The sequence below is a fragment of the Amycolatopsis roodepoortensis genome (genome assembly GCF_024628825.1).
GTDB lineage: Bacteria > Actinomycetota > Actinomycetes > Mycobacteriales > Pseudonocardiaceae > Amycolatopsis > Amycolatopsis roodepoortensis.
In genome coordinates this window covers 254,209-275,285 of the sequence record NZ_CP102415.1, presented here as the reverse complement: position 1 = coordinate 275,285, position 21,077 = coordinate 254,209, and the positions used below count along the sequence as shown (strand labels likewise).

At 69.4% G+C, this 21,077-nt stretch carries 14 protein-coding genes; 2 read left to right on the top strand and 12 right to left on the bottom strand.

Annotation, left to right across the window (positions count from 1 at the left end):
• Nucleotides 1-418 precede the first annotated feature (418 nt).
• A complete protein-coding gene (mobF, locus tag NQK81_RS01185; protein ID WP_257486626.1) occupies nt 419-5,296 on the top strand; it encodes a MobF family relaxase in 4,878 nt (1,625 codons plus the stop codon).
• A gap of 674 nt (nt 5,297-5,970) precedes the next feature.
• On the top strand, nt 5,971-7,035 hold the full coding sequence (locus NQK81_RS01180) for a hypothetical protein (RefSeq protein ID WP_257486625.1): 1,065 nt from the start codon (nt 5,971-5,973) through the stop codon (nt 7,033-7,035).
• A gap of 68 nt (nt 7,036-7,103) precedes the next feature.
• On the opposite strand, the gene NQK81_RS01175 is transcribed toward NQK81_RS01180, so the two are convergent.
• The 12 genes from NQK81_RS01175 to NQK81_RS01120 all read right to left on the bottom strand — a co-directional run bounded on the left by NQK81_RS01175 (nt 7,104) and on the right by NQK81_RS01120 (nt 20,272).
• Entirely contained in the window at nt 7,104-8,291 is a 1,188-nt protein-coding gene (locus tag NQK81_RS01175) for a DUF1173 family protein (protein WP_257486624.1), read from the bottom strand.
• A 179-nt stretch (nt 8,292-8,470) separates the two neighbouring features.
• The gene (locus NQK81_RS01170; protein WP_257486623.1) at nt 8,471-8,857 is read right to left on the bottom strand and encodes a hypothetical protein; all 387 of its coding nucleotides are present in this window, start codon (nt 8,855-8,857) and stop codon (nt 8,471-8,473) included.
• 74 nt (nt 8,858-8,931) lie between these two features.
• Entirely contained in the window at nt 8,932-9,540 is a 609-nt protein-coding gene (locus tag NQK81_RS01165) for a hypothetical protein (protein WP_257486622.1), read from the bottom strand.
• The gene (locus NQK81_RS01160) at nt 9,537-11,402 is read right to left on the bottom strand and encodes a type IV secretory system conjugative DNA transfer family protein (RefSeq protein WP_257486621.1); all 1,866 of its coding nucleotides are present in this window, start codon (nt 11,400-11,402) and stop codon (nt 9,537-9,539) included. Before NQK81_RS01160 ends, NQK81_RS01165 begins: the two co-directional genes overlap by 4 nt.
• On the bottom strand, nt 11,399-12,559 hold the full coding sequence (locus tag NQK81_RS01155) for a C40 family peptidase (protein ID WP_257486620.1): 1,161 nt from the start codon (nt 12,557-12,559) through the stop codon (nt 11,399-11,401). The genes NQK81_RS01160 and NQK81_RS01155 overlap by 4 nt, the downstream gene beginning before the upstream one ends.
• 67 nt (nt 12,560-12,626) lie before the next feature.
• Nucleotides 12,627-13,562: a hypothetical protein gene (locus tag NQK81_RS01150; RefSeq protein WP_257486619.1), complete on the bottom strand. Its 936-nt coding sequence runs from the start codon at nt 13,560-13,562 to the stop codon at nt 12,627-12,629.
• A gap of 141 nt (nt 13,563-13,703) precedes the next feature.
• Nucleotides 13,704-15,269 (bottom strand): putative type IV secretion/conjugal transfer ATPase, encoded by a 1,566-nt coding sequence (locus tag NQK81_RS01145; protein ID WP_257486618.1) that lies wholly within the window; start codon nt 15,267-15,269, stop codon nt 13,704-13,706.
• Nucleotides 15,266-16,771: an SCO6880 family protein gene (locus NQK81_RS01140; protein WP_257486617.1), complete on the bottom strand. Its 1,506-nt coding sequence runs from the start codon at nt 16,769-16,771 to the stop codon at nt 15,266-15,268. Before NQK81_RS01140 ends, NQK81_RS01145 begins: the two co-directional genes overlap by 4 nt.
• Nucleotides 16,768-18,204 carry a TrbL/VirB6 family protein gene (locus NQK81_RS01135; protein WP_257486616.1) on the bottom strand — a complete coding sequence of 479 codons (1,437 nt, stop codon included), beginning with the start codon at nt 18,202-18,204 and terminating at the stop codon, nt 16,768-16,770. The genes NQK81_RS01140 and NQK81_RS01135 overlap by 4 nt, the downstream gene beginning before the upstream one ends.
• Nucleotides 18,205-18,210: 6 nt before the next feature.
• Complete coding sequence (locus NQK81_RS01130) at nt 18,211-19,038, bottom strand: hypothetical protein (RefSeq protein ID WP_257486615.1); 828 nt, start codon at nt 19,036-19,038, stop codon at nt 18,211-18,213.
• Complete coding sequence (locus NQK81_RS01125; RefSeq protein ID WP_257486614.1) at nt 19,038-19,331, bottom strand: hypothetical protein; 294 nt, start codon at nt 19,329-19,331, stop codon at nt 19,038-19,040. Before NQK81_RS01125 ends, NQK81_RS01130 begins: the two co-directional genes overlap by 1 nt.
• On the bottom strand, nt 19,328-20,272 hold the full coding sequence (locus NQK81_RS01120) for a DEAD/DEAH box helicase family protein (protein WP_257486613.1): 945 nt from the start codon (nt 20,270-20,272) through the stop codon (nt 19,328-19,330). Before NQK81_RS01120 ends, NQK81_RS01125 begins: the two co-directional genes overlap by 4 nt.
• Between the last annotated feature and the right edge of the window lie 805 nt (nt 20,273-21,077).

Below are 21,077 nucleotides of genomic sequence, written 5' to 3'. Positions count from 1 at the left end.
GCCGCGCCACCAGGTGCGACGCGGATCACGCAGCGCGCCCGCCAGACACGAAGCCCCCGGGTTTCCGCCGGGGGGCTTTTTCGTGCGCGCGTCCAGCCGCCGCGCGCCCACGCCGCCCGCCGTTCGCCACCGGCCGCGCCCGCGCCTCACCCGCCGCCGCCGGTCACCAGCCGCCCATGCCGTCCGGCCGCGCCAGCCTGCCGCGCCACAGCTCGCTCATGACCTCGCCGGCACACAGCACCTCTTGCATGTGTCATGCGAACCGGACCTAAATCGTTCAAGGCCTGTGGCAGACGAATCGCTTATCGCCTTGCGTTGGTGTCAACTTATATGGACAGTGGGAATGGTGGTCGGCCATTCAGGAATCTACTTTGATGACAACTGACGTGGACGCGTGGGAGGGCGTTCGGTGATCGGCGTGCGCAAGTTGTCTCCAGGTGGGTATGAGTACCTGACCGGCTCGGTGGCCTGCGCGGATCGCGACCTGGAGCCCGGTGAGGCGCTGTCGGATTACTACCTGGCGCACGGATACCCGGCAGGCGAATGGTTCGGGCGGGGCGCGGCCGACCTCGGGATGCGGGGCGCGGTGAGCGCCGCGCAGATGAACGCGCTATTCGGCGAGGGACGGCATCCCGATGCCGATCGCATCCAGGCGGAGATGATCGCCGCCGGGCACACGGAGGCCGAGGCCCTGGCGGCGACGAAACTCGGGCTCCGCTTCTACCAGTACGACGGCTTGGACGAGTTGCGCGGAAAGGTCATCGAGGCCTACAAACTGCACAACCTCGTCAACGAACGCCCGCTGAACGCTCCCATCGACGAGGAGACCCGCGCGCGCCTGCGCCGCGAGGTCCAGGCACAGGCCTACGCCGACGCGCACAAGGGCCACCAGCCCTCCCCTGCTGAGCTGACCGCGTGGCTCGCCGGGCAGAAGAAGGCCAAGAAGTCGGCCACCAGCGGGTTCGAGTTGGTGTTCGCGCCGCCGAAGTCGGTCAGCGTGCTCTGGGCGTTGGGTGATGAGCGCGACCGCGACCTGGTCCTCAGCTTGCATCGTCAGGCCGTGCGAGACACGCTCGCCTACCTCGAGAACAACGTCGCCCATACCCGTCGCGGCGACGGCGGCTACACCCAGCACGACGTCCAGGGCATCACCGCGGCCATCTTCGAGCACTGGGATTCCCGTGCTGGCGATCCGCATCTGCACACCCACGTGCCGATCAGCGCCAAGGTCCAAGGCACGGACGGGCGCTGGACCTCCCTCGACGGGCGCACCATCCTGGCCGCGTCGGTCACGATGTCGGAGTTCTACAACTCGCGTATCCGTGACCTGTTCCGCGAGCACGGGGCGTCCTGGAGCGCGCGGCCCGCAGGCGGAATCGATCTCAAGCGTCCGACCTGGGAGCTGGATGGCGTCCCGGACGAGTTACTGGCCGGGTTCTCTCAGCGCGCCGCGCAGGTCGAACAGGACCGTGCCCGCCGGGTCGTCGCGTTCCGCCGCAAACACGATCGCGAGCCAAAACCCAAGGAGATTCTGGAGATCTCCAGGCAGGCGCAGTACGGCAGCCGCAACGCCAAGCAAGCACCCCGATCACTCAGCGACCACCTTCGCCGGTGGCTCGCCCAAGCACAGCAGATGGTCTCTCCGGAGGCGATCGACGGCCTCGGGCGCCGAGTCTTCAGCGGCGCGCCTGAAGCGCTGTCCGAGGTGGACATCGGTGAGCTCGCCGACATGACCCTGGCCAGGGTCAGCGACTACTACAGCCACTTCAACCCGTGGAACGTTGAGTCCGAGGCACATCGGCAGTCCGCGCACCTGCGTGTCACGAAGGGCGGGCGCGACCGGCTGATCGCCGACGTCGTGCGGACCGTGCTCAGTTCCGCGGACATCATCGCCCTGGAAGGGCCCTCAGTCGTCGACGAGCCGGACGCGTTGCGGCGCCATTCGGGCGAGTCGGTGTACGTCGAGCACAACAGCCAGCGCTACACCACAGGCCGGACGCTGCGCGAAGAGTCCGCGCTGGCCGCCTGGGGCAAGCGCACCGACGGCAACCGGCTCGCACCGGCCACCGTCACCAAAGCGCTCGCCGGTGCCCGCCGACTCAACCACGGCCAGCGCACCGCCGTCGTGTCCTTCGCCACCTCCGGACGCCGGCTTCAGCTGCTCTACGCCCCGGCCGGTGCGGGCAAGACCACCGCGATGAAGGTCTACGCGAACGCGGTACGCGCCGAGGGCGGCCGGATCTTCGCCTTCGGGCCGAGCGCGCGGGCCGCACATGTACTCGCCGACGCGATCGACGCACGCCCGCACACCCTGCATCAGCTCACCACCGCGCTTGAGCTCGGCACCGTCGAGAAAGGGTTTCCCTTCCGCCGAGGTGACGTCGTGATCATCGACGAGGTGTCGATGGCCGGCACCCACACGCTGCACGATGTGGTGGCGTACGCGATGCGGCGCGGCGCCGACGTCCGCCTCGTCGGTGACCACAAGCAGCTGTCCGCGGTCGAGGCCGGCGGTGCGGTGCGCTGGTTCGAGGCGATCAACGGCGCGGTCCGGCTCAAGGAGGTCGTGCGTTTCACTGACCCTGGGCAGCGCGCCGCGTCCCTGGAGCTGCACGAGGGCGATGCCGCCGGTTTGGACTTCTACTTCGACCAGGGCTGGGTCAGCGGTGGGAGCCGCGAGACCATCCGGGACGCCGCGCATCGCGCCTGGCGCGCCGATCTGGACACCGGTCGCCAGTCGTTGCTGATCGTGCCGACCAACGCCGACGTCACCGCGCTCAACCTCGAGGCCCGCGAGCTGCGTATCGCCCGGGGCGACGTCAAGGCGCGAGGGCGCGCCGCACAACTGCATGACGGCACCAGCGCCAGCCGCGGCGACTGGGTGGTCACCCGGCACAACGACCGCTACCGGACGTTGTTCGGCGGGAAGGACTTCGTCAAGAACGGCGACACCTGGACCGTCACCTCGGTCGGAAGAAGCGGCTCACTCAAGCTGCGCAATCAGGCCAGCCGCGGCACAGTCGTGGTGCCCGCCGACTACGTCGCCGTGCACGTCGAACTCGCCTACGCCTCCACCATCGACCGCGTTCAGGGCATGACCAGCAAGGGATCCGCGCACGCGATCGCGACCCAGGGAATCTCCCGCGAACAGCTCTACACACTGATCACCCGGGCCGTCGACGACAACAACGTCTACGTCGAGACCCACCAGCACACGATCGACTCCCACCAGGAGACCCCGCTCGAGCAGACCGCCCGCGCCGTGCTGGAACGTGCCCTGTCGCGTTCGTCGGCGGAAACCCCCGCCAATGAGGAGCAACGAGACGCTCTCGTCGCCGCCGGGTCGCTGCGAACCCTTGTCGGCCGCCATACTTACGTCGCGCTGCTCGGTTCCGAGGAACAGGTGGAGGCCGCGCTCACCACGCACGTCCCCGAGCTGCTGGAGAACCGCGCCGCGCCCGCGCTGCGGCGGACCCTGCGCACCGCGGAGGCCTTGGGCTGGCAGGCCTCCCAGCTCGTTCCCGCCGCGGTGAAGAGCGGTCCTCTCGACGGCGACGGCGTCGAGGACCCGGCCGCGCTGCTGCAATGGCGCATCGAACAGCGGATTCTCGATGGCGAGCCGCCCGCACGCGCCGGTGCTCCGACGCTGGCCTCCATCAATCGGTGGCGCACCATCGTCGAGCGCCGCAACCCCGAGGCGGCCGTGGAGGATCCCGCCTGGAACCCGGTGTGGAAGGTGGTGGCGGCCGCGGGGAACGAGGCGATGAACAGCGACGCGGCGATCGGTGAGGTGTCGCGTCGGCTCGCCGCGCGCCCGAGCAACGACCCGGTGACCGACCACGACTTCGCCACGGCGGTAGTCTACGAGGTCATTAAGCGGTGGCGCGCGGAGGGCGGCGGATGGCGGCCCGCGTTGCCGTGGCTGGCGCGTCCCAACCACCCTCACCTCGTCCAGCAGCCGGAAATTCTGGACTACCTGCGCCGAGTCGAGCGAGCGATCGACACCCGGACCCAGCAACTCCGAGCCGTCGTCATCGCCGAGGAACCGGCCTGGACCGGCGCACTCGGGGCGCGGCCGGTCGACGATCCCGCAGCCGCCCGGCGCTGGGAGCATCTCGCCGGTCTCGGCGCGGCCTATCGCGACACTTACGGTGTCACCACCGACGATCCACGCTATCCGCTGGGCCCGCCGCCCCGGGGAATCGGTCTGCAGACCCGCGCGTACGAAGACCTCATGGCCCAGTGGAACCCGTCGTCACTCGGGGAGGACATCCTTCAGCATCCGGTTGCGGAGCAGCCCAGCATGATGGACCGGCTCCGGGACACCCTCGATCCGGACGAGATGCTCGCCGCCCTCGCCGACAACGAGATGGTCACCACCGCACTCCTCGAGGAACGGCTGTCCGATCTCGTTCCCCGCTACGACCGCAACGCCCGTGCCGCCGACGAACAGCACCTCGACACCCAGATCACCCGAGTGCTCACCGACCGTGCCCCGCACGCGCTGGGCCGCGACGCCGAACCTGCGCTGCGGTGGCTGCTGCGTCGCGCCCACGACCTGGGCTGGCCAATCGACCAGGCGGTGCCCGATGCCGGCAGCCTCGCCGGAATCGGGCGCGCTCGTGACCCGGCCGCAGTCGTGTACCGGCAAGTAGAACAGCGCCTGCAGCGCGCCGAGCCGCCCAGTGACCCGGTCTACTATCCGGGCCCGCTGCCCTGGCTGGACGCCGCCGACCCCCAGACGCTCGACGAGGATCCCGAACTCGCCCAGCACCTCGACCAACTCGGACAGGCGATCGCCGAGCGCGCCTCACAGCTGACCACCGAGGTCGCGCAACAGCAGCCGCCCTGGACCGCCGGTCTCGGACCGCGCCCGGCCGAACCGGGCGCCGCTCGCCGGTGGGACGAGCTCGCCGGCGCGGCCGCCGCCTACCGCGAAACCTTCCGCATCAACACTCCCAACCCCGATGTCCCGCTAGGGGCCAAGCCCCCCGGGGACACCCCCCGCGCTCGCGCGTGGAGAGAACTCACCGACCAATGGAGGCCCATCGTGGCTACACCAGCCGACCAGTACTCCAGCAACCAGAGCCTCATCGACGCGCTCCGCGATCAGGTGATCGGACGTGCCGAAGACCTCGAAGCGGACGGTGAAGAGCTGGCGGCCGACCTCACCGACGAGGGCCGGGACCTTTCCAGCGACGCCTACGCGGCCGAAGCCGCCGAGGAACTGAACCACCTGGACGACGCCCTGGACGCAGACGAGCACAGGGATTTCGGCTCCGGATTCGGCTACTGACCCTCACCCGGACCCCCGGCTCGCCAACGGCGTGCTGCCTTCCCCCAGCCGTGTCCACTTTTGGAGACCGGCGGCCGGTGGTCGTCCGGAACCCTGCACGGCGGCCGAGCATGAGCGGCGGCATCCCAGGGTAGGGGGTGCTCCGATAGGGACCCCCCACGACAACGCCACGTTCCATCGGAACACTGACAGCGCCAGGCGAGGGCGAACCCCGGTGCGGCGATCACAGTTAAGGCGTCGCACCCCGCCTCTCGCGAGGACCAGGGCGAAGATCGGGTGTGTTCCTTACATCCGATACGACCTGCCCTCGTCTGGCGCTATCCCCGGCAACTAACGTCCGCTGGGGCGTACAGCACACGCCAGCGCATCCTCAGCACCAACGGTTCAGTGGCTGTTTCAGGGTCACCGACGCGCCCATCTCCCGTACACCCACCCGCTGCGCCCCGCCCGCAGCCTGCAATCGGCGCGCGAGACCGCGTGTGTCGGTGCGGTCCGCTACCCTGGCGTACGGCCGTCGCTGTTCACGGCCGTGCCTGACTGAGGTGCCCAGTGCACCCCGGTTGCAGGTTAAGCCCTTCGGGCAGGCAGCAGATCCGACGACTTTGACGAAGGCCCCTGCCGCGATGAGACGGCGGCGGAGGGTGCGAAGCCCCTGTCGAGAACGGGACATCGAGATGACCACTACCAAGCCTGCGCGGCCCAACGCGCAGAAGTCGCAGGCCCAGGATCTTCGTGATCGCACCGGCATGCGGTACGCGGCGGCCCTGCGGCAGGTGATGCAAGCGAACCGGTCGTGGCAGTCTGCCCACCGGTGGGTGCTCACCGACGACGTGCACGCGTGGCTCGCCGGTGACAGCTGGCACGGCCGCGGCTACGACGACCTCTATGCCTGGCTCGACCATGACGTCCATCCGGTCTTTATCTGCGACCGCTGCGGAAAGCCGGGTGATGCCCGCACGAGCGACTCCAGCATCTCGTTGATCGTCACCGCCTACGATCCCGACTTCGCGCCGGTCACCGAGCACCTCAGGACCGAGAGGTATCACGCGTCGTGCCAACGCTCCTCGGTCGTCTGGGAGCCTGCCGCCGTCATCCCGACCGGCCTGCGGTTACTCACGCTCCCCTCGCGGGGCCCGGCCACAACGGATGACGACTGCGAACTCGAGGTCCGCGCCGTGCTCGACATCGACCCCCGCGACCGCACCGAGCACGCGATGCTGCTGCTGACCGCACACATCACCGATGCCCACAGCCAGGGCGCCCTCGCGTGGCTGACCGACTTCGAGATGTACCTGGCCGGCGAAGGGCTTGGACGCGGTGACGATCACACTGACGGGGACGACACCACCTGGGCGCTGCGGATCGCCGCCGAGCACACACCCCAGGATCACCTGACGTGGATCGTGGTCCGCACCGGGAACGGCCGGATCACCGGTGGCGCACCGCAGCACGTGCTGCGGTGCCAGCTGGACCTGCCCGACGGCTGGGCCGAAGCCGCTCGACGCGATGGCTACGTCGACGCCATCGCCGGGCCGTGCACTCGCCACTGGGACTTCGCGCCGATTCCCGAAGACCTCGACGACGAGTTCCGTGACCTGTTCTCCGGAAACTCTGTCGCCACGGACGGGAGCCAATGCGGGTGTGCGCTCCTCACCCCCGACAACGTCGTTGCGCTGGCGGATTCGGGTGCGTTCTTCGCCGGCAGCGTGCGTGTCCTGAACGACGAGGACGGTGACTGAGGCCCGCGGGCTTTGAGAACACCTCGCCCCATTAGGGAGGCTCTGGCACGACGAACGCAGGCGAAACGTCAGTCACGGGTCAGGGGCGGCAAGGAACCACGGACGTCCCATTCCAGGAGCGTACGTCCGGCGGCTCGGTACAATGCTTGCTTGGCTCTCTTCCGGTCCTCATAACTCTCGCGGCCGCGGACACCCCAGACCTCGACGTAGGTTTCGGGGTCGTCGTCGATCAGGACGAAGTCGGGAAAGACCTCGGTCCCGTCGTAGTGCAGTGGTTTGACGAACGCCCGTCCGGCCGCGACGAGCGCGTCGGCCATCTCCGCCTCGTGGCTGGAGTCGGCGGGCAGGTAGGAGCTGTTGGTGAGCATCGCGGCGAGGTCCACGATCGTCGGGTAGCCACGAGGACTGCGCTCGACCAGGCACAGCACGACCTGCCGTCGACCGGACCGGGTGGCCAGCTCGCTGAACGCGCTCGGGTAGGACCGGCGGACCCTGTCCATCAGCTTCGTGGAGAGGTACAGCGGCGCGCGCTGGTGTGCCAGGCGGATCCGTTCGCCGTACTGGGTTTTCTCGATGTCCCGGATTTCCCCGATCACCAGGCCGCGGCGGCGGACGCGGCCGACGTTGACCAGCGCTCCGAGGAATCGCTCCCAGCCGGTGTTGATCCGGTCTGAGTGCTCACGCTGGAAGGGGGGCACGATCCACAACGCCTCGGTCAGGGGCTGCTGGTTGACCCGGCAGTCGTCGGCCTGCTCCTCCAGCAGTGTCCGGCACGTTCGCCAGTCCCGTGGGGTTCCGCGCGGTTGCCACACGTTGAGCCGTGCGGACTCCCACAGAAAGTGCAGCAGCGCCAGCAATCCCATCGACCGCCGCGCGGTCTGGACAACGCCGGACTCGGCTCTCCGAGCGGCAGGCTTGTCAGCGGCCGCGCCGCGCACGGTCAAGGGGGTGGACAGCCGGATCGCCGTGCCGGTGTCGGTGGTGCTGATGGCCTCGGCGTAGGTGCTGCGGCCGGACATTGAGGACGGGCTGCGGTACCACGAGCAGCCGGGCGCGTGCTGGTGTCCTCCGGCGGGCCAGGTCGCCAGGTGGTAGCGCCCGACCCGGCAGCGGATGACCAGGCGGACCGTCTCGTCCGTGCGGCACAGGCAGATTCCGTGGCCGACTTCGCTCCGGGCTCGACCGAACAGCGAGCTGTACCGGTCGGGGTGCTTGCGCACGTCGTTGATCACGACGACGCGATCGGCCAGTCGCACATACCCCGTAGTGGGAGCGCTGGCGGTGTGCCCTGGATCGCACGATTCTTGCCGGGAGGCTGGGTCCATGATGGTCACGCCCCTTCCTCACCAGTCGCTTCGGGAAACGCCCGGCGACGCGAAGGGGCCAGGATGACGGTCGCGGACCTGCGCCGGAACTGCGGAGCAGAAGCGCATCTCTAATCCTCGTACCACCAGTACGCCACCCAGTCGTCGGAGTCCGCGAGGCGGGCGATGCAGAGCGGAGCGATTGTGGTGGGGCCGAGGAACCGGGTCCGGGTGACCGGCACCTGGTAGCGCCCGCCGTCGGGACGGGCGTGGCGCACGAGCGCCTGCAGGGTGCGGGCTTGTTCGTCTGGGCTGGTGAACGGCGCTCCGAGGAGGTCGCGGGCGACGTGCTCGCTCACGCTGACGATCCGGTGCCCGTCGACGCGCACGTGGTGCTTGTCCAGGTCGACCGTCCGGGGTCTCCCGAAGGACACCGTGGTGGCCAGTCGGTGCAGCAGGCGGCGCGATCCGAGCGGGCGGAACTCCGATGGGCGGTCGTCGGCGGCTGTGGGTGGCATGCCGATGTTGTCCTTTCCGTACTCGGTGCGGCGTTGAGGGGCTGGCGGATTGGTTCCGGCGGCGGTGGGGGCGGTCAGATCGGTGGTTTCGCCTGCGCCAGCGCGGCGGCGTGTTGTTCGGCGAGGTCGAAGCGATCCGGGCGGGGCGGGGACCCGGTATCGCGGTGGTCGCCGTCCAGGCAGTCTGGAAGTACCCAGTCGCGGGCGAGCCGGTCGCTAAATCCGGGGCGCCATTGGTGCAGCCATTGCTGGGCGTCGCGTGGGGTCGCTCCCGGCCCGATGTTGGCCGCCCGCCAGGAGTAGGCGAGGGCGGCGACTTCCATGGCCAGACCTTCGTGCTGGCGCCAGCAGTCCGGGATCGGCCGGGCCCGGCCGCCGTCGACGCCGACGAAGGTCAGGTTGTACCAGGTCACAAAGTTTTCGATGGTGCGTCGTGGATCCTGGTCGCTGGCGGGGTCGTCCTCCGCTGCGGCGGGCGGGGTGAACAACACCCACGCGCCCGGCTCGGAGGGGTCGTCCTCCTCCTCGTCGGCGCCGGCCTTCTTCCCTGACGACTGGCCGACTTTGCGTTCGACGCGGCGCAGGTTCTGTGCGAGCGCGCCGACGATCTCGATCAGGGCTTTGACCTGGGGGTCGCGATCCCCGCCGCCGCGACCAGCGGCGGGATTCTGGGGTTCGCTCATGCGGCGGGCCTCCCCTGCTGCGGGACATTCGGCGGGGTGGTTGCGGCGAGGCCGTCCGGGCCGATCGGAACGTCGGCGTCACGGACGGCGTGGATATGCCCGCGGATGATTTTCCAGTCGGGGCGGCGTTTCACGTCGAGGGTGTAGGCGAGGATCGGGTCCAGGTGGCGGTGGATTACCAGGACTCGGCCGCGGCGGATCTTGCGGACGGCGCCGGGCCGGTAGGTGGGGACGGTTTCGCGGCCTACCGAGGTGCGGGAGTGGCCGAACATGCCGTCGTTCTGTTCCTGGTAGCGGCTGCGCTCATGGTGATCGGTCAGCGTCGAAATCCATTGGAGTGTCGCGGGATCCTTGATGCCGCCCCAGATGCTCAGGGTGGTCGTGTTGTCCAGCAGCTGCCGGGTCCGCTGCGGGGTGAACGTGTTCTCCAGCGCCGCCAGCGATTGTGCGCCCCAGTGAATCAGCACACCGCGGCCCGCTGAATCCGAAACGATGTCGGGGATTTGAGGCACGCGCGTCGCGTTCGTGATCTCATCCAAAATCGCTGTGGCGGGAGGGTCCAGACGGCGGTGCTCGGTGTGCAGCGACATTTCCTGGGCGGTGGTCAGCCAGTGCTCGACCAGCGCGGTCAGGATCGGTGCGGCCTGGGCGGCCTGTTCCTTGCCCGCGATCAAATACAGCGATCCCTGCTGGACGATCATGGCGCGCACGTCGAGATCGTTGCCCGGCGCCGGCGTGCACAGTTCGCGGATCTGCGGGTCCATGAACGGCTCGATGACCCGTCGCACGCTCAGCCACACCGCGTCGGAGGTCTCGGCGACCATCCCGATCTCCGAGCGCAGGTTCCGGGCGTGCGCGGCGAACCCGGACTGCTGCAGCAGTTTCACCGGTTCCTGGTCGACGGGCTTGCTCATCGCCCACCGCACCAGGTCGTCGACGCCACGGCGATGGAGTGCCGCGGCCATGAAATAGGCCTGCAGCACGATTTTCGCCCGGTCCCGGAACACCTTGTCGTTGCCGCCCACACTTGCCAGCTCGACCGAGGCGGCCTCGACCATGGTGTGCGCGCGGCGGTAGGCGACCGTGGAGTCCTCACAGCCCTGCATCGGGAGCCACTGCACCCGGGCGGGCCAGGGCACCGCACCGGTGAGATCCGCGACCTTCACCGGACCGGTACCCGGGCGGGCGGCCCGCAGCAACCCGCTGAACTCGAGCAGATCGGCCTTCGTCGTGGAACACAGCAGCGCACCGGGTGCGGCGATCACCTTGTGCACCAGATCCCGGCGAGACTTGCCGGATTGGGTCGGCGCGAGCGTTCCCGTCGGATTTTCCAGCGGCGTGCACATCGGACGCCGGTGCGGGCTCAGGTGCAACGGCGCGGCGACCTCCTCCAGTGGCGCGCGGTGAGCTTGCGCGCGGGGCATGCCCGGCCGGGTCCATTCCGCGGTGCGCCGCGCGGCGGTCACCGACAGCTCGTCGCGGATGTCCTCGCGGCTGGCGTGCCCGGGCTGCGACGGCCCGAACCGGCGCCAAGCCGGGACGGCGACAAGCAGCACGAGCATGACCGCCGCCACCAGCATCAGCCCGGCGATCACCCAGTACCAGGCCGCTTGCCCGGCCAGGGTGCCCGCCCAGGGCTCCCCCAATCCGGCACCGGGCTCGCCGGGATTGCCGAGCACACCCGCGACTCCGACGAGCCAGTTGTCGGTGTCCGGCATCGCCCAGGGGCCGCCGAGCAGCGCGGTGGTGACCGCGGCCGCGGCCATCAGAGCGGCGGCAATGCCGGCGAGGGTGCCGAGGAGCGCGGCGAGCAGGCTCATCAGCACGAGATCGCGGTTAGCGGTCGGCGACGTGGATTTCACAGCCGCGGGTCACCTCCTGGTAGTGGCTGCCGGTCATCGGAAGGCGCGACACGGCGGATGGCGACCACCTTGGGTTTCCACGAGTCGAGGGTGGTGAGGATGACGCCGCGGCTCTCGTCGAAGGCGTCGACGACAAAGCCGTTGCCGACGAACATCCCGACGTGGCCGGGGCGGGCCGCAGTGCCATTCGCGCCGGGGATGAACAGCAGATCGCCTGCCTGCACCTGGGCCAGCGATCCCACTGCTTGCCCGTCGTACCGCTGAGTGGCAGTGGAACGGGAAATCGCGACACCACCGCGTGCCCAGGCGGCCTGCATCAGGCCGGAGCAGTCGAACGCATCCGGGCCCTCCGCGCCCCACGCATAGGGCTTGCCCAGCTGCGCGAGCACATAGCGCACCGTGGCGTTGTGTCGCGGATCCGTGGGGAACACGAAATTCTCAGGCAGCTTCTTCGGATCGAGCTTGCCGTCGTCGAGCTTGCCGCGGCCGGTGTCCGGGCAGCCACCGGCGGCGTAGTCGACCGTCTGCACCGGGTTGGTTCCCGGCGGCGGCGGAGCCGGGTTGTCCGGTCCCTGCCAGTACCGCTCGGTCAGGGCGGCGGCCGCCGGTTCACGAGGTGCGTACCGGTCTGGGAAACCGGACCGCTGCACCTTCTGCTCGGCGATACCGGGCGGCATGGTCTGCCAGCCAGGTATCGCGACCAGGTGGTCGTAGAACTTGTTCGACGCGTAAACGGGGTTGAGGATCTGCTCCGGGCTACCCCAGCCTTGGCTCGGGCGCTGCTGGAAAAGCCCGAGCGAGTCGCGGTCGCCGTAGTTGACGTTGCGCAGCTTCGACTCGACCATCGCGGTGGCCAGCCCGAGCACCGCGGCCCGCTTGGGCAGGGCGCGCTGGATAGCGACCTGGACGATGGTCTGCGCGTTCGCGAGCTGCTCGCCGGTGAACGTCTCGTCGCCGATATCTTGCGTGCCGCCGCCTGGCCCACCACCGTCGATCTGATCCGGCGCGCACGCTGCCGCCAGTCCGGTCACGCCGATGGCGCCGGACTGCACGGTCATCAGCGCGGTCCCGACCAGCATCGCGGGCACCACTACCAGGAGGTAGACCGCTGAGGCGATACCCGCCAGCAGGGTTCCTTTGCCCGCCCCGATCCCCATCACGGCCTACCTGTCCCGCGAAACATCGGGTTCGGCGAGGGGGTCCGGCTCCACGATCGGTTCGGCATCAGTACCCGGCCCCGATCCCGCGGCTCAGGTCGTCGTCCGGAGGTTCTTCCTCCAGTGCGGCCTGGCTGTCGTAGAGAGCTTTGAGATCGTCGAGATCGACACCCTGAGCTTCGCGCGCGGCCGCCTCCATCTCATGTGCGATCTCGCGGGCATCGAGGTCGTCCAGGGCACCGTCGTCGAGGCGGGCGAGGCGATCATCCTCGGAATCGCGGTGATAGGCGGCGTCGTTAAGTTCGGGCCATTCGTCCAGGCAACGGACCTCGCAGTCGGCGGTCGAATCCGGAACGGCCCGGTAGTAGGAGCCGGGATCGACGCCGAGCGCAGCACTGGTGTCCCGGACAGCCTGGTGCTGAGCCTCATGCACCAGATGGCCGATGTCGGCATTCTCGTGGTCCGCCGCGGGACGTGTCCGGCGCGCACGGGCGGTCTCGTCGCGGACTCTGTCGGCAGCGCGGCGCGTCGAAGCTGCGATCAGGCGTAGGGAATCCTCGCCCAGCTGTGTGCCGGATGCTGCCTCGCGGATTTGATGGTCATTCTGCCCGGCGTCTGCGGCTTGGCCGCCGACATGGGCGTTCACCGCTTGTTCGGTCAGGATGCGTTCGGTGTCAAACCAGGCCAGGTTGGTGTCGGCCTCGTCGCGGTGTATGCGGTCTTCCGGGACCTCCGGCCACTTCTCCGCGCATTCCGGTTCGCAGCTGCTCGCGGCTCCGGGATCTGCCAGGTAGTACTCGCGCGGCGTGACACCGAGATCGGCGCAGGCTCTCCGGACGGCTTCGTGAGCGGCTGTGTGGGCCTGGGCGCCGACGTTGGCCACCTCTGTTTGTGTCGCTGCAGCATCTGTGTCCTCAGATTTCAGGAATGCGTCCCATGCGCCGACAAAGGCATCGTGAGCGGCGTCTTGAATCACGACCAGGGCGTCGTCACCGACAGGCATCTACCCACCTGCCTTCGCGTGACCACGGCTCACCCGCACGAGGTCGCCCTCGACGGCTTTCACTGGGGCGCCCACCGACGCTCGCCAGCATCGCTGCCGGCCACCACGCCTTGACCGATACCCGAACCACACGAGGGGGCATCATCGCGGCCTCCGGGGCTGCCGGTTCAATCCGATCGATCCGTCTGTGGCTGCGGACTCGCGAGGACGAGTGCGCAGTTGCGCGTTGGTGTCGAAGATCTGCCGTTCGGTGCGCGAGAGAACGGTCTGGACCTTGTAGCCGGGGTGGTTCTCGATCTTCCACAGTGCCCGGCCGGTGCGTTCCATCGCCCAGCCGGTGGTGACCTGCTGTTCGCGTTCGGACAGCGCGAAGTCCTCGGCGAGTTCGTCGGCCACCCGTGTGGACTGTCCGAAAAGGATCCTGGTGCTGCACAAGGCCAGGAGATCTTTGGCGATGGCGACTTCCTGGGAGCCGGCCGCGCCGACCGACAGCGGGTCGGAGGGTTTGTGCATGACCAGGATCTGGATCTTGCGTTCGGCGCGGGACAGCCGCAGGTCGGAGTCGACGGCCTGGACCGCGCGCAGCCCGAGGCGCATCTGCCGCCAGACCTCGTCGCGGACCACGATGCGGATCTCGCCGTCGTCCTGCAGGTCGGTCACCATCGACGACCACGAGCCCAGGCAGGTCAACGCGACCGCGATGGCCTGGTCCCCACGTGAGCGCAGCAGCGACAGGTCCATCGACTGAACTGGGGCGTCCCAGTCCAGTGTGAAGTTAGTTTCCTGGTCGAACAGCCCGGCCAGCGGGCCGTTGATCAGGTTTCCGAGCGCGTCGGTGATGGGGCGCAGCGTGTCGAGGAACTGGCGGCGGTCGGCGAACCGGGTCGTGGTCCACAGTGCGTCGTCCGGCTCGGTCAGTTCCCGCTGCACGTCGGGGATGGTGACCGTGCGCAGCTGGGTGTAGCCGTCGTCGACGCCGACCAGCCGCCGCAGCACCGTTGAGAGCACCGCCTCGTCGGTGACCGTGGGCCGGTAGCCCTGTGCTTCGGCGAGCGCGACCAGCAGCTTGGTCCACCGGCCCAGCACGCCGGCGAGTTCTTCGCGCTGCCTGCTCACGGCCCAGGTTCCCCAGCGGCTGCGCAGCGGGCCGAGGTCGAGGGCGTTGAGCCGGGCGGAACTTCCGCGCCCCAGCGCGATCGGGGTGATCCCCAGCGCCCGAAGCATCGGGGTGTACTCGCCTTTGACGTCACCGGAAATCAGCGTCTTGATGCCGAACAGCATCATCCGCAACAGGATCGCGACCACGGTGCTGCTCTTACCTCGTCCAGGCTCGCCGAAAATGACGATGTTCGGGTTGGCGCACAGGCGGTATCGGGTGACCCATTCGATGGGGTGGGCGTAGAACGCGCCGCCGGAGAGGGTGTCGTAGCCGATGCGGGCGCCGACGGCGGGAATGCCGTTGGCTGCCAGTAACGGAAACAGGCCGCCGATCTCGCTGGTGGCGGCCTGGTAGACCGCCATCGGCGCCTCGACCGGCGCCCATCCCTCACCGGGCCGGGCGCGGCCGCGCCGTGGCGCGATGGGCCGGTTGATCCGTTCCGGGCCGCTGCGGCGGGACCGCCTGGCGCCGGGTTTGGTCGCCGGAGGCGCACCGAAGTCACTGAGCAGCTGTGCGGCGCTGCGCTCCTGGGGTAGACGGCCGTTCACAACAGCCCTCCTCGCTGACGGGGCAGCCCAATTCCCACCGGCAGTACCGCGACGACGAATGTCGAGTCCTGCGCGAGATCCAGGCGCAGCAGCCGAAACCGGCCCGAGGCGTCGTTCTCCAGGCGGGCGGCGTGATCCTCGACGTTCCAGCCGCTCGGCACGGTCACCGAGGCCGCGACCGCGAACCGGACCACCGAGTGCCCGGCCGCGACGGCGCGCTCCTGGGCGCGGACACCGCCCGCCTCCCTCTCGTCCATCGCCGTGGTGTTGAAACCCTTGCTGTGTTTCCAATCGGTCATGACATTCGAGCGGAACCTGTTGCCCTGCACCGCGCGGTGCGCGCGGCGCGAGTCCATGACCTCGTAGTGAATCGCGAGCGTGCGCCGCTCCCCCGCGGTCCGGACCGCCAGCAGCGGTCCCAGCGACCCGAACACGGTGCCCGCCTCGGGCATGAGCGCGGTGTAGGAAACAGTCGTGAATCCGTCGTGGGTGTAGGCCCGCGCGGACGGGGACGGCGCCGCGGTCGGCCCGGCCGCGGCTTTCTCCAGCCCGCGGCCGCCAGTGCCGCGTTCATGTGCGGTGGCCAGCACCGCGCGGGCGGCGGGGTTGAACCCAGTGCGCAGCGCCTCGGCCATGCCCGGCCCGTCCAGCCACTCCACGGTGCGCGCGCCGAGCGCCTTGAGCGGGTCCTCCAGACCATCGAGAACCCGGTAAAGCGTCAGCGCGCGCCCGTCGACACCACCGCCGGCGGCCGCGGCGGGTTTGCGTAGCTTGTCCTCCGGCCCGGACACAGTCACGAACACCTCGTGCCGGACCGAGACGTTGCCGATGGTGCGGTCCAGTTCGTCGGTGGCCTGTCGTGCCAGCCTCGGCGCGTCGCGGACCTCGTGGTCGCCGCGCCACACCTCGTACTCGCTGCCGTCGTCGGGAACAGTGCGCACCAGCAGGCTCATCCGGTCGACGACCTCTCGATGCCCCAGTGACAGCAGCATGGTGCCCAACCGGTTCGCCAGCCGTGCGCACTGTGCGTCCGACAGCATCCCGACACCGGAGTGGGTCAGGCGGGCGGTGGCACCCCAGCGGCCATCGCCGGTGTCGTGGATCAGACAGACACGCCCGGAATCCCTGAACTGCGGGCCATCCGGGAACGCGACCCGCTGCAGCACGCCTGGGAGGTCGGGCTCGTCCGGATCGACGGCCGCCCCGGCCGCGGCCTTGGATTGCCAGCGCGACCAACCGGTGAAGATCCCGACCTGGAACAGCACCAGGTGCAGCAGCCAGCGGAACGCTGGGCGCCCGCGTACCGGAACCACCACCAGCGCGGCGATCAGCCCGCTGATCGCCAGCAGGACCACGGCCTCGGTGAACCGGCCGGCGGAGATGCTCCACAACACCGGCACCGCGAGCAGGACGCACACCAGCGCCTGCACCGGGGTCAAACCCATAATCCAGCCGGCGTGCTCGCGCCGGTTGAGTCCCCGGTAGATCCTGGGCGTGGTCATAGGATCACCGCCGCTTCCTGTGCCGTGGCCGCGGTTCCCCCGCCACCAGATGTCGGGCCGCCACCCCCGCCACCTCCGCCGCCGCTGGGCGGAGTCGGCGGACCGCCGCCGCCGGGATCGGGTGGCTCCGGCGGGGAAGGATCGTCGCCGTTGTCGTCGCTGGAGGAGCTGCGTCCGTACTTGCCGGTGGACACAACCGATCCGCGATTCGCGAACGAATGGGCGGGGTTCCCGATGGTGTCGTCTTCGCCGCCGCTGTCGTCGTTGTCACCGTCGCTGGCGTTGTCCCAAGGGCCGCGCATCGGCTTGGTACCGGCCGAGCCGCCGCCGGAACCGGAGCCCGAGGCCTCCGATTCCTGACCGGCGCCGGACTCGTCCATTGACGTTGTTGCCTGGCTCTCGGCGGCCTTGTCAAAGCGGCCGGTATTGGCGTCCTCGACCGGATCGCTCTCCCCCTCGTCGTCGCCATCGTCGTCACCACCGCCGCCGGTGATCTTGTTCTTGATCGCGCGTCCGGCCATGACACCGGGATTGTTCGGGCCGTAGGAGTCGATCCCCATGCCGGACAGGGCACCTCGGAACCCGGCACCGGCATCGGTGTTCGGGTCGACGAAAGCGAAGAGCCTGAACAGAACGAACGGGCAGAACAGGGAGATCAGCAGGATCCCGGTCCCGGCCAGCAGCCCGGACAGTCCTTTCGAGCCGCCGGCGGTCGCCACGCCCAGCGCCAGCGTCTCGGCCAGCACGGGCTTCATGAAGATGCAGGCCAGCATCATGCGCGCGGTCCCCCAGAACCAGGCCGAGGTGGCGTTCGACAGGAGGCCCGCCGCGGTCAGCGGGGATGTCGCCACCAGGACATAGATCGCCGCCTCGCGGAACAGCATCTCCAGGGCGTAGCCGATTCCCGCCGGGACGACTCCCACGACGGCGCAGATCCCCAGCACGGCGGCCTTGACGCCATCGACGGCGCCGTCGGCGAAGCTGGTCTGGTTGAGCGCATCGGTAAAGTTCGCACTCTGCAGGCCATATCCTAGGATTCCGGCGGTCAGCCCATCCGAGGCGGCGAGAAGCGCGGCGACCATGCCCACCGTCATGGCCAGGGCAATGCCGTACTGAATCGGGCCGCCGACCAGGCGCATGAATCCGCGGCCGCCGCGGAGAACGGTCATGATCAGCTGCCAGAAGAACAGCCCCAGCGCGATGACGCCGCTGATCCACATCATCATCGGCCACAGGATCGACACCGGGCCGGTCTCTTTGTCCACGGTGAAGGTCGAGAACTGGTCAACGAGGGCGAACGCGCCACGCAGGATGGCCAGGCTGGCGTCCCAGATCACCTGCATGGCGTCCTCGAAGGCGGAGGCGATCATGCCTTTGACCCCGTCGCCCAGCAGGCCGCCGATGCCGTCGAAGACGTCGAAGGGAAATGCCATGGCGCGTCAGCTCTCGCTCAAGATTCGGTAGCCGGCTTTCGCCGCGTCCGCGCTGCCAGGCCACGCGCTCGGCGCGGGCGCGGCGATCGGTCCGGCGGCGATTCGCCACTGCGAGCCCGACCAGCGCATCGCCTGGCAGTCGCCGACACCGGCGCTGACGAGCTGGCCGTTGACTCCCACGGAGAACTGCCCCAGCACACAGACCACGGTGAAGGCGCCGCCCGAGGTGACGCCTTTGATTTGCCCGTGGGTGACCTGGTAACTCGCGTTCAGCCCGGCGACCGGCCCGGCTCCGGGCAGCTGCGCGCGGGACCGCAGGCTGGTCAGCAGCGAGACCAGCCCGGTTCCCTCGGCGTCGGGCGCGCCGGGCTCGGCGAGCTCGCGAAAGCCTCGGGTGTAGACCTGCGGGTCGGCGGCGGCCAAGGCGGTCTCGTTCAGGGTCTTCAGCTGTGCCAGCGCGCCTTCGGGAGTCCGGGGAAAGCCCCGGGGGATCCACTGCCCGGTCTGCACGGGTGCCTTCGGCACGGCGATCGCCGTGCCCGCAGCCTCGGTCGTCATCGCCTGGGGCTGCGCCGCCTGTGGAGGAAGTCTCAGCATCGGCACCGTGGCCAGCGCACTGTCCTCAGCCGCCGCACCAAAGACCGCACTGGTCGACATGGTGGGCGACGCCGTGCTGACCGGTGTGGCCGCGGGTGAGGCGGGGCTGGTGACGTAGCGCGCCACCACGAGCGCCACCGCGCCCCCGAACACGACGAACGCGGCGATCACGATGGCGGCGAGAGACAGCCCGGCTCGCTTACGGATGCGGGTATCGGAGATTGGCGATTCGGCCATTACTTGGCTCCGGCGAAATAGTTGATCGCCTGCCAGCCGATCCCATAAAGAATGCCGCCGCCGATGGCGCACAGCATCATGACCAGACCGACTTTGCCCGCGCGGTGATGATCGATCCACCGGCCTCCGGCCCACACGACGAGCCCGGCGAAGAAGCCGATCAGCAGGGCGATTCCCGCCGCCCACTTGACGTTGCCGACCACGCCGAGGATCTGCTTCGCGCCGGGTGGCTCCAAGGGCGCGGGGTTCGGGATCTGGGCCAGGACGGAAAGGGTGTCGAAGTGCTCGATCATGAGCGCCTCCTCGTATGCGACCGCCTGCTCGTGCCTGCGGTGTCAGGAAGAAGGCCCCAGCGGTGCAGCATCGGCGTGATCGCCTGCCGCAGCTTCGGCGGGGTGACGTCGGCGGTGACGCCGGCGGCAGCGACATCGCGGTCGAGCGGCAGGAACACCGCGTCCGGCAACAGCGCAGTCACCCGCCGTCCCGCCGCTCCGGCGACTCCGTCGGGCCAGCGTTTGGCGCCCACGACCACCAGCTGTGCCGGCGCGGTCACCGCGGCACAGGACACCCAAGGAGCGAGGCGGGCCAGCACTTGTTCGGCGTGCAGCAGCGATGGCCGACTGGGACGCACCACCAGCAGCGGGCGTGGTTGAGGTGTACCGCGGCGAAGCCATGCGCCCACGCCGGCGAGCGGGTGCGCGGTGACCCGCCACGGGTCATGACCGAGGTCGACCACGGTGGCGTGCAACTCCTCGACCGGTGGGCGCCACCAGCGCGGTGGCGGGACCGCGCCCGGTGCGATGACGGAAAGCGCGGTGTCCAGCCGGGCCAGGACGGCCTGCGCCCGCCACGAGAAGCGGATGCGGATGTGCGGGTCCGGTTGTGTCAGCCACGCGCCTTGCGTGCGGGCCGCGGCGAGCAGCCCCGACCGTGGCGGGTCTGCGGGGTCGATCATCAGCACGCGCAGCTGGTGCAACTGCAGCACGTCAGCCAGCACCGCGGCCAGCGTTGACGCCCCGGCGCCCGGCGACCCGGCGATCACCGGAAGAACCGTTCCGAAGCCGCTCCAATCCACCGGGGTGGCGGTGTCGGGGGGCAAGCCGTGGCGCTGGACTGCTGCGGCGACGGCGGCGGTCGTCGCGTGCGCTGCGCCGCCGGACGTATCAGGCTGGTCGCTGCCGAGCGCAGGGCCGACATGGGAGGTCGCAGCTGCTTCGGTTGCGGCAGAGTACATTCCCGCTTCCACGGCGGCGTCGATGTCAGCGGAGGGAAGCTGCGGCCACGTTCGCCGGGCGACCAGCGCGAGCTCCGTGACGAGGGTGCGCAGTCCCTCGGGTTCAGTCGGCTCGGCGGTCGGCCCGGCGGGTGGCATCGGTGGCCCACTGGGGGGTGGGGTGGAGCTCACCGGTGTCGGGGAAGTCTTCGCCGTCACCACGACGGTCGACGGTGGGTTGCTCAGCTCTCGAGGGGACCTGGCCGCATGTCCTCTGCTGCTCGGCGAGGTGACCGCCGCGGCAAGGTGGTTCCCGGAAGTAGGAAGTGGCGCATCCGCGAGATCGTCCTGGGCGCGGAGGCCGAGGGACGTCGCGCCCCGGGCTTCGCCGAGCCCGATGGGCCGCCGGGGCCTGTTGTTCATGGCGGTCATGTCCTTCTCCTCTCCGAGTACGCCCGCTGGCGCTTGCCGCGCTGGATCGAAAGCGCGCTGAATACACCCCCGGCTGGCGGGGCTGGGGATGTCATGGCCTAGCCCGGTTCGGGACTGAGGCACGACGACGTGAAAGGTGATCGAGATTCGGCCCTTGCCGGGTCGTCGCAGTACCCGCCATAAGGTCGTGGCCAGAGCACGCCAGGTCGCCACAGCGATGCGATACTCGGTCGGCCCGATCCTCACGCTCGCTCACACGCGTCAACAGGAACGGCCGATGGATCGGACCTCGTACCGACCGTTCCTCGCCTGGTTGCCCGACCAGGCAGTCCGGTCACGGGGCGATGTACGTCGGTGAGCTGCCGTTCGAGTGCGGCTAACAGGCCGGCTTCGG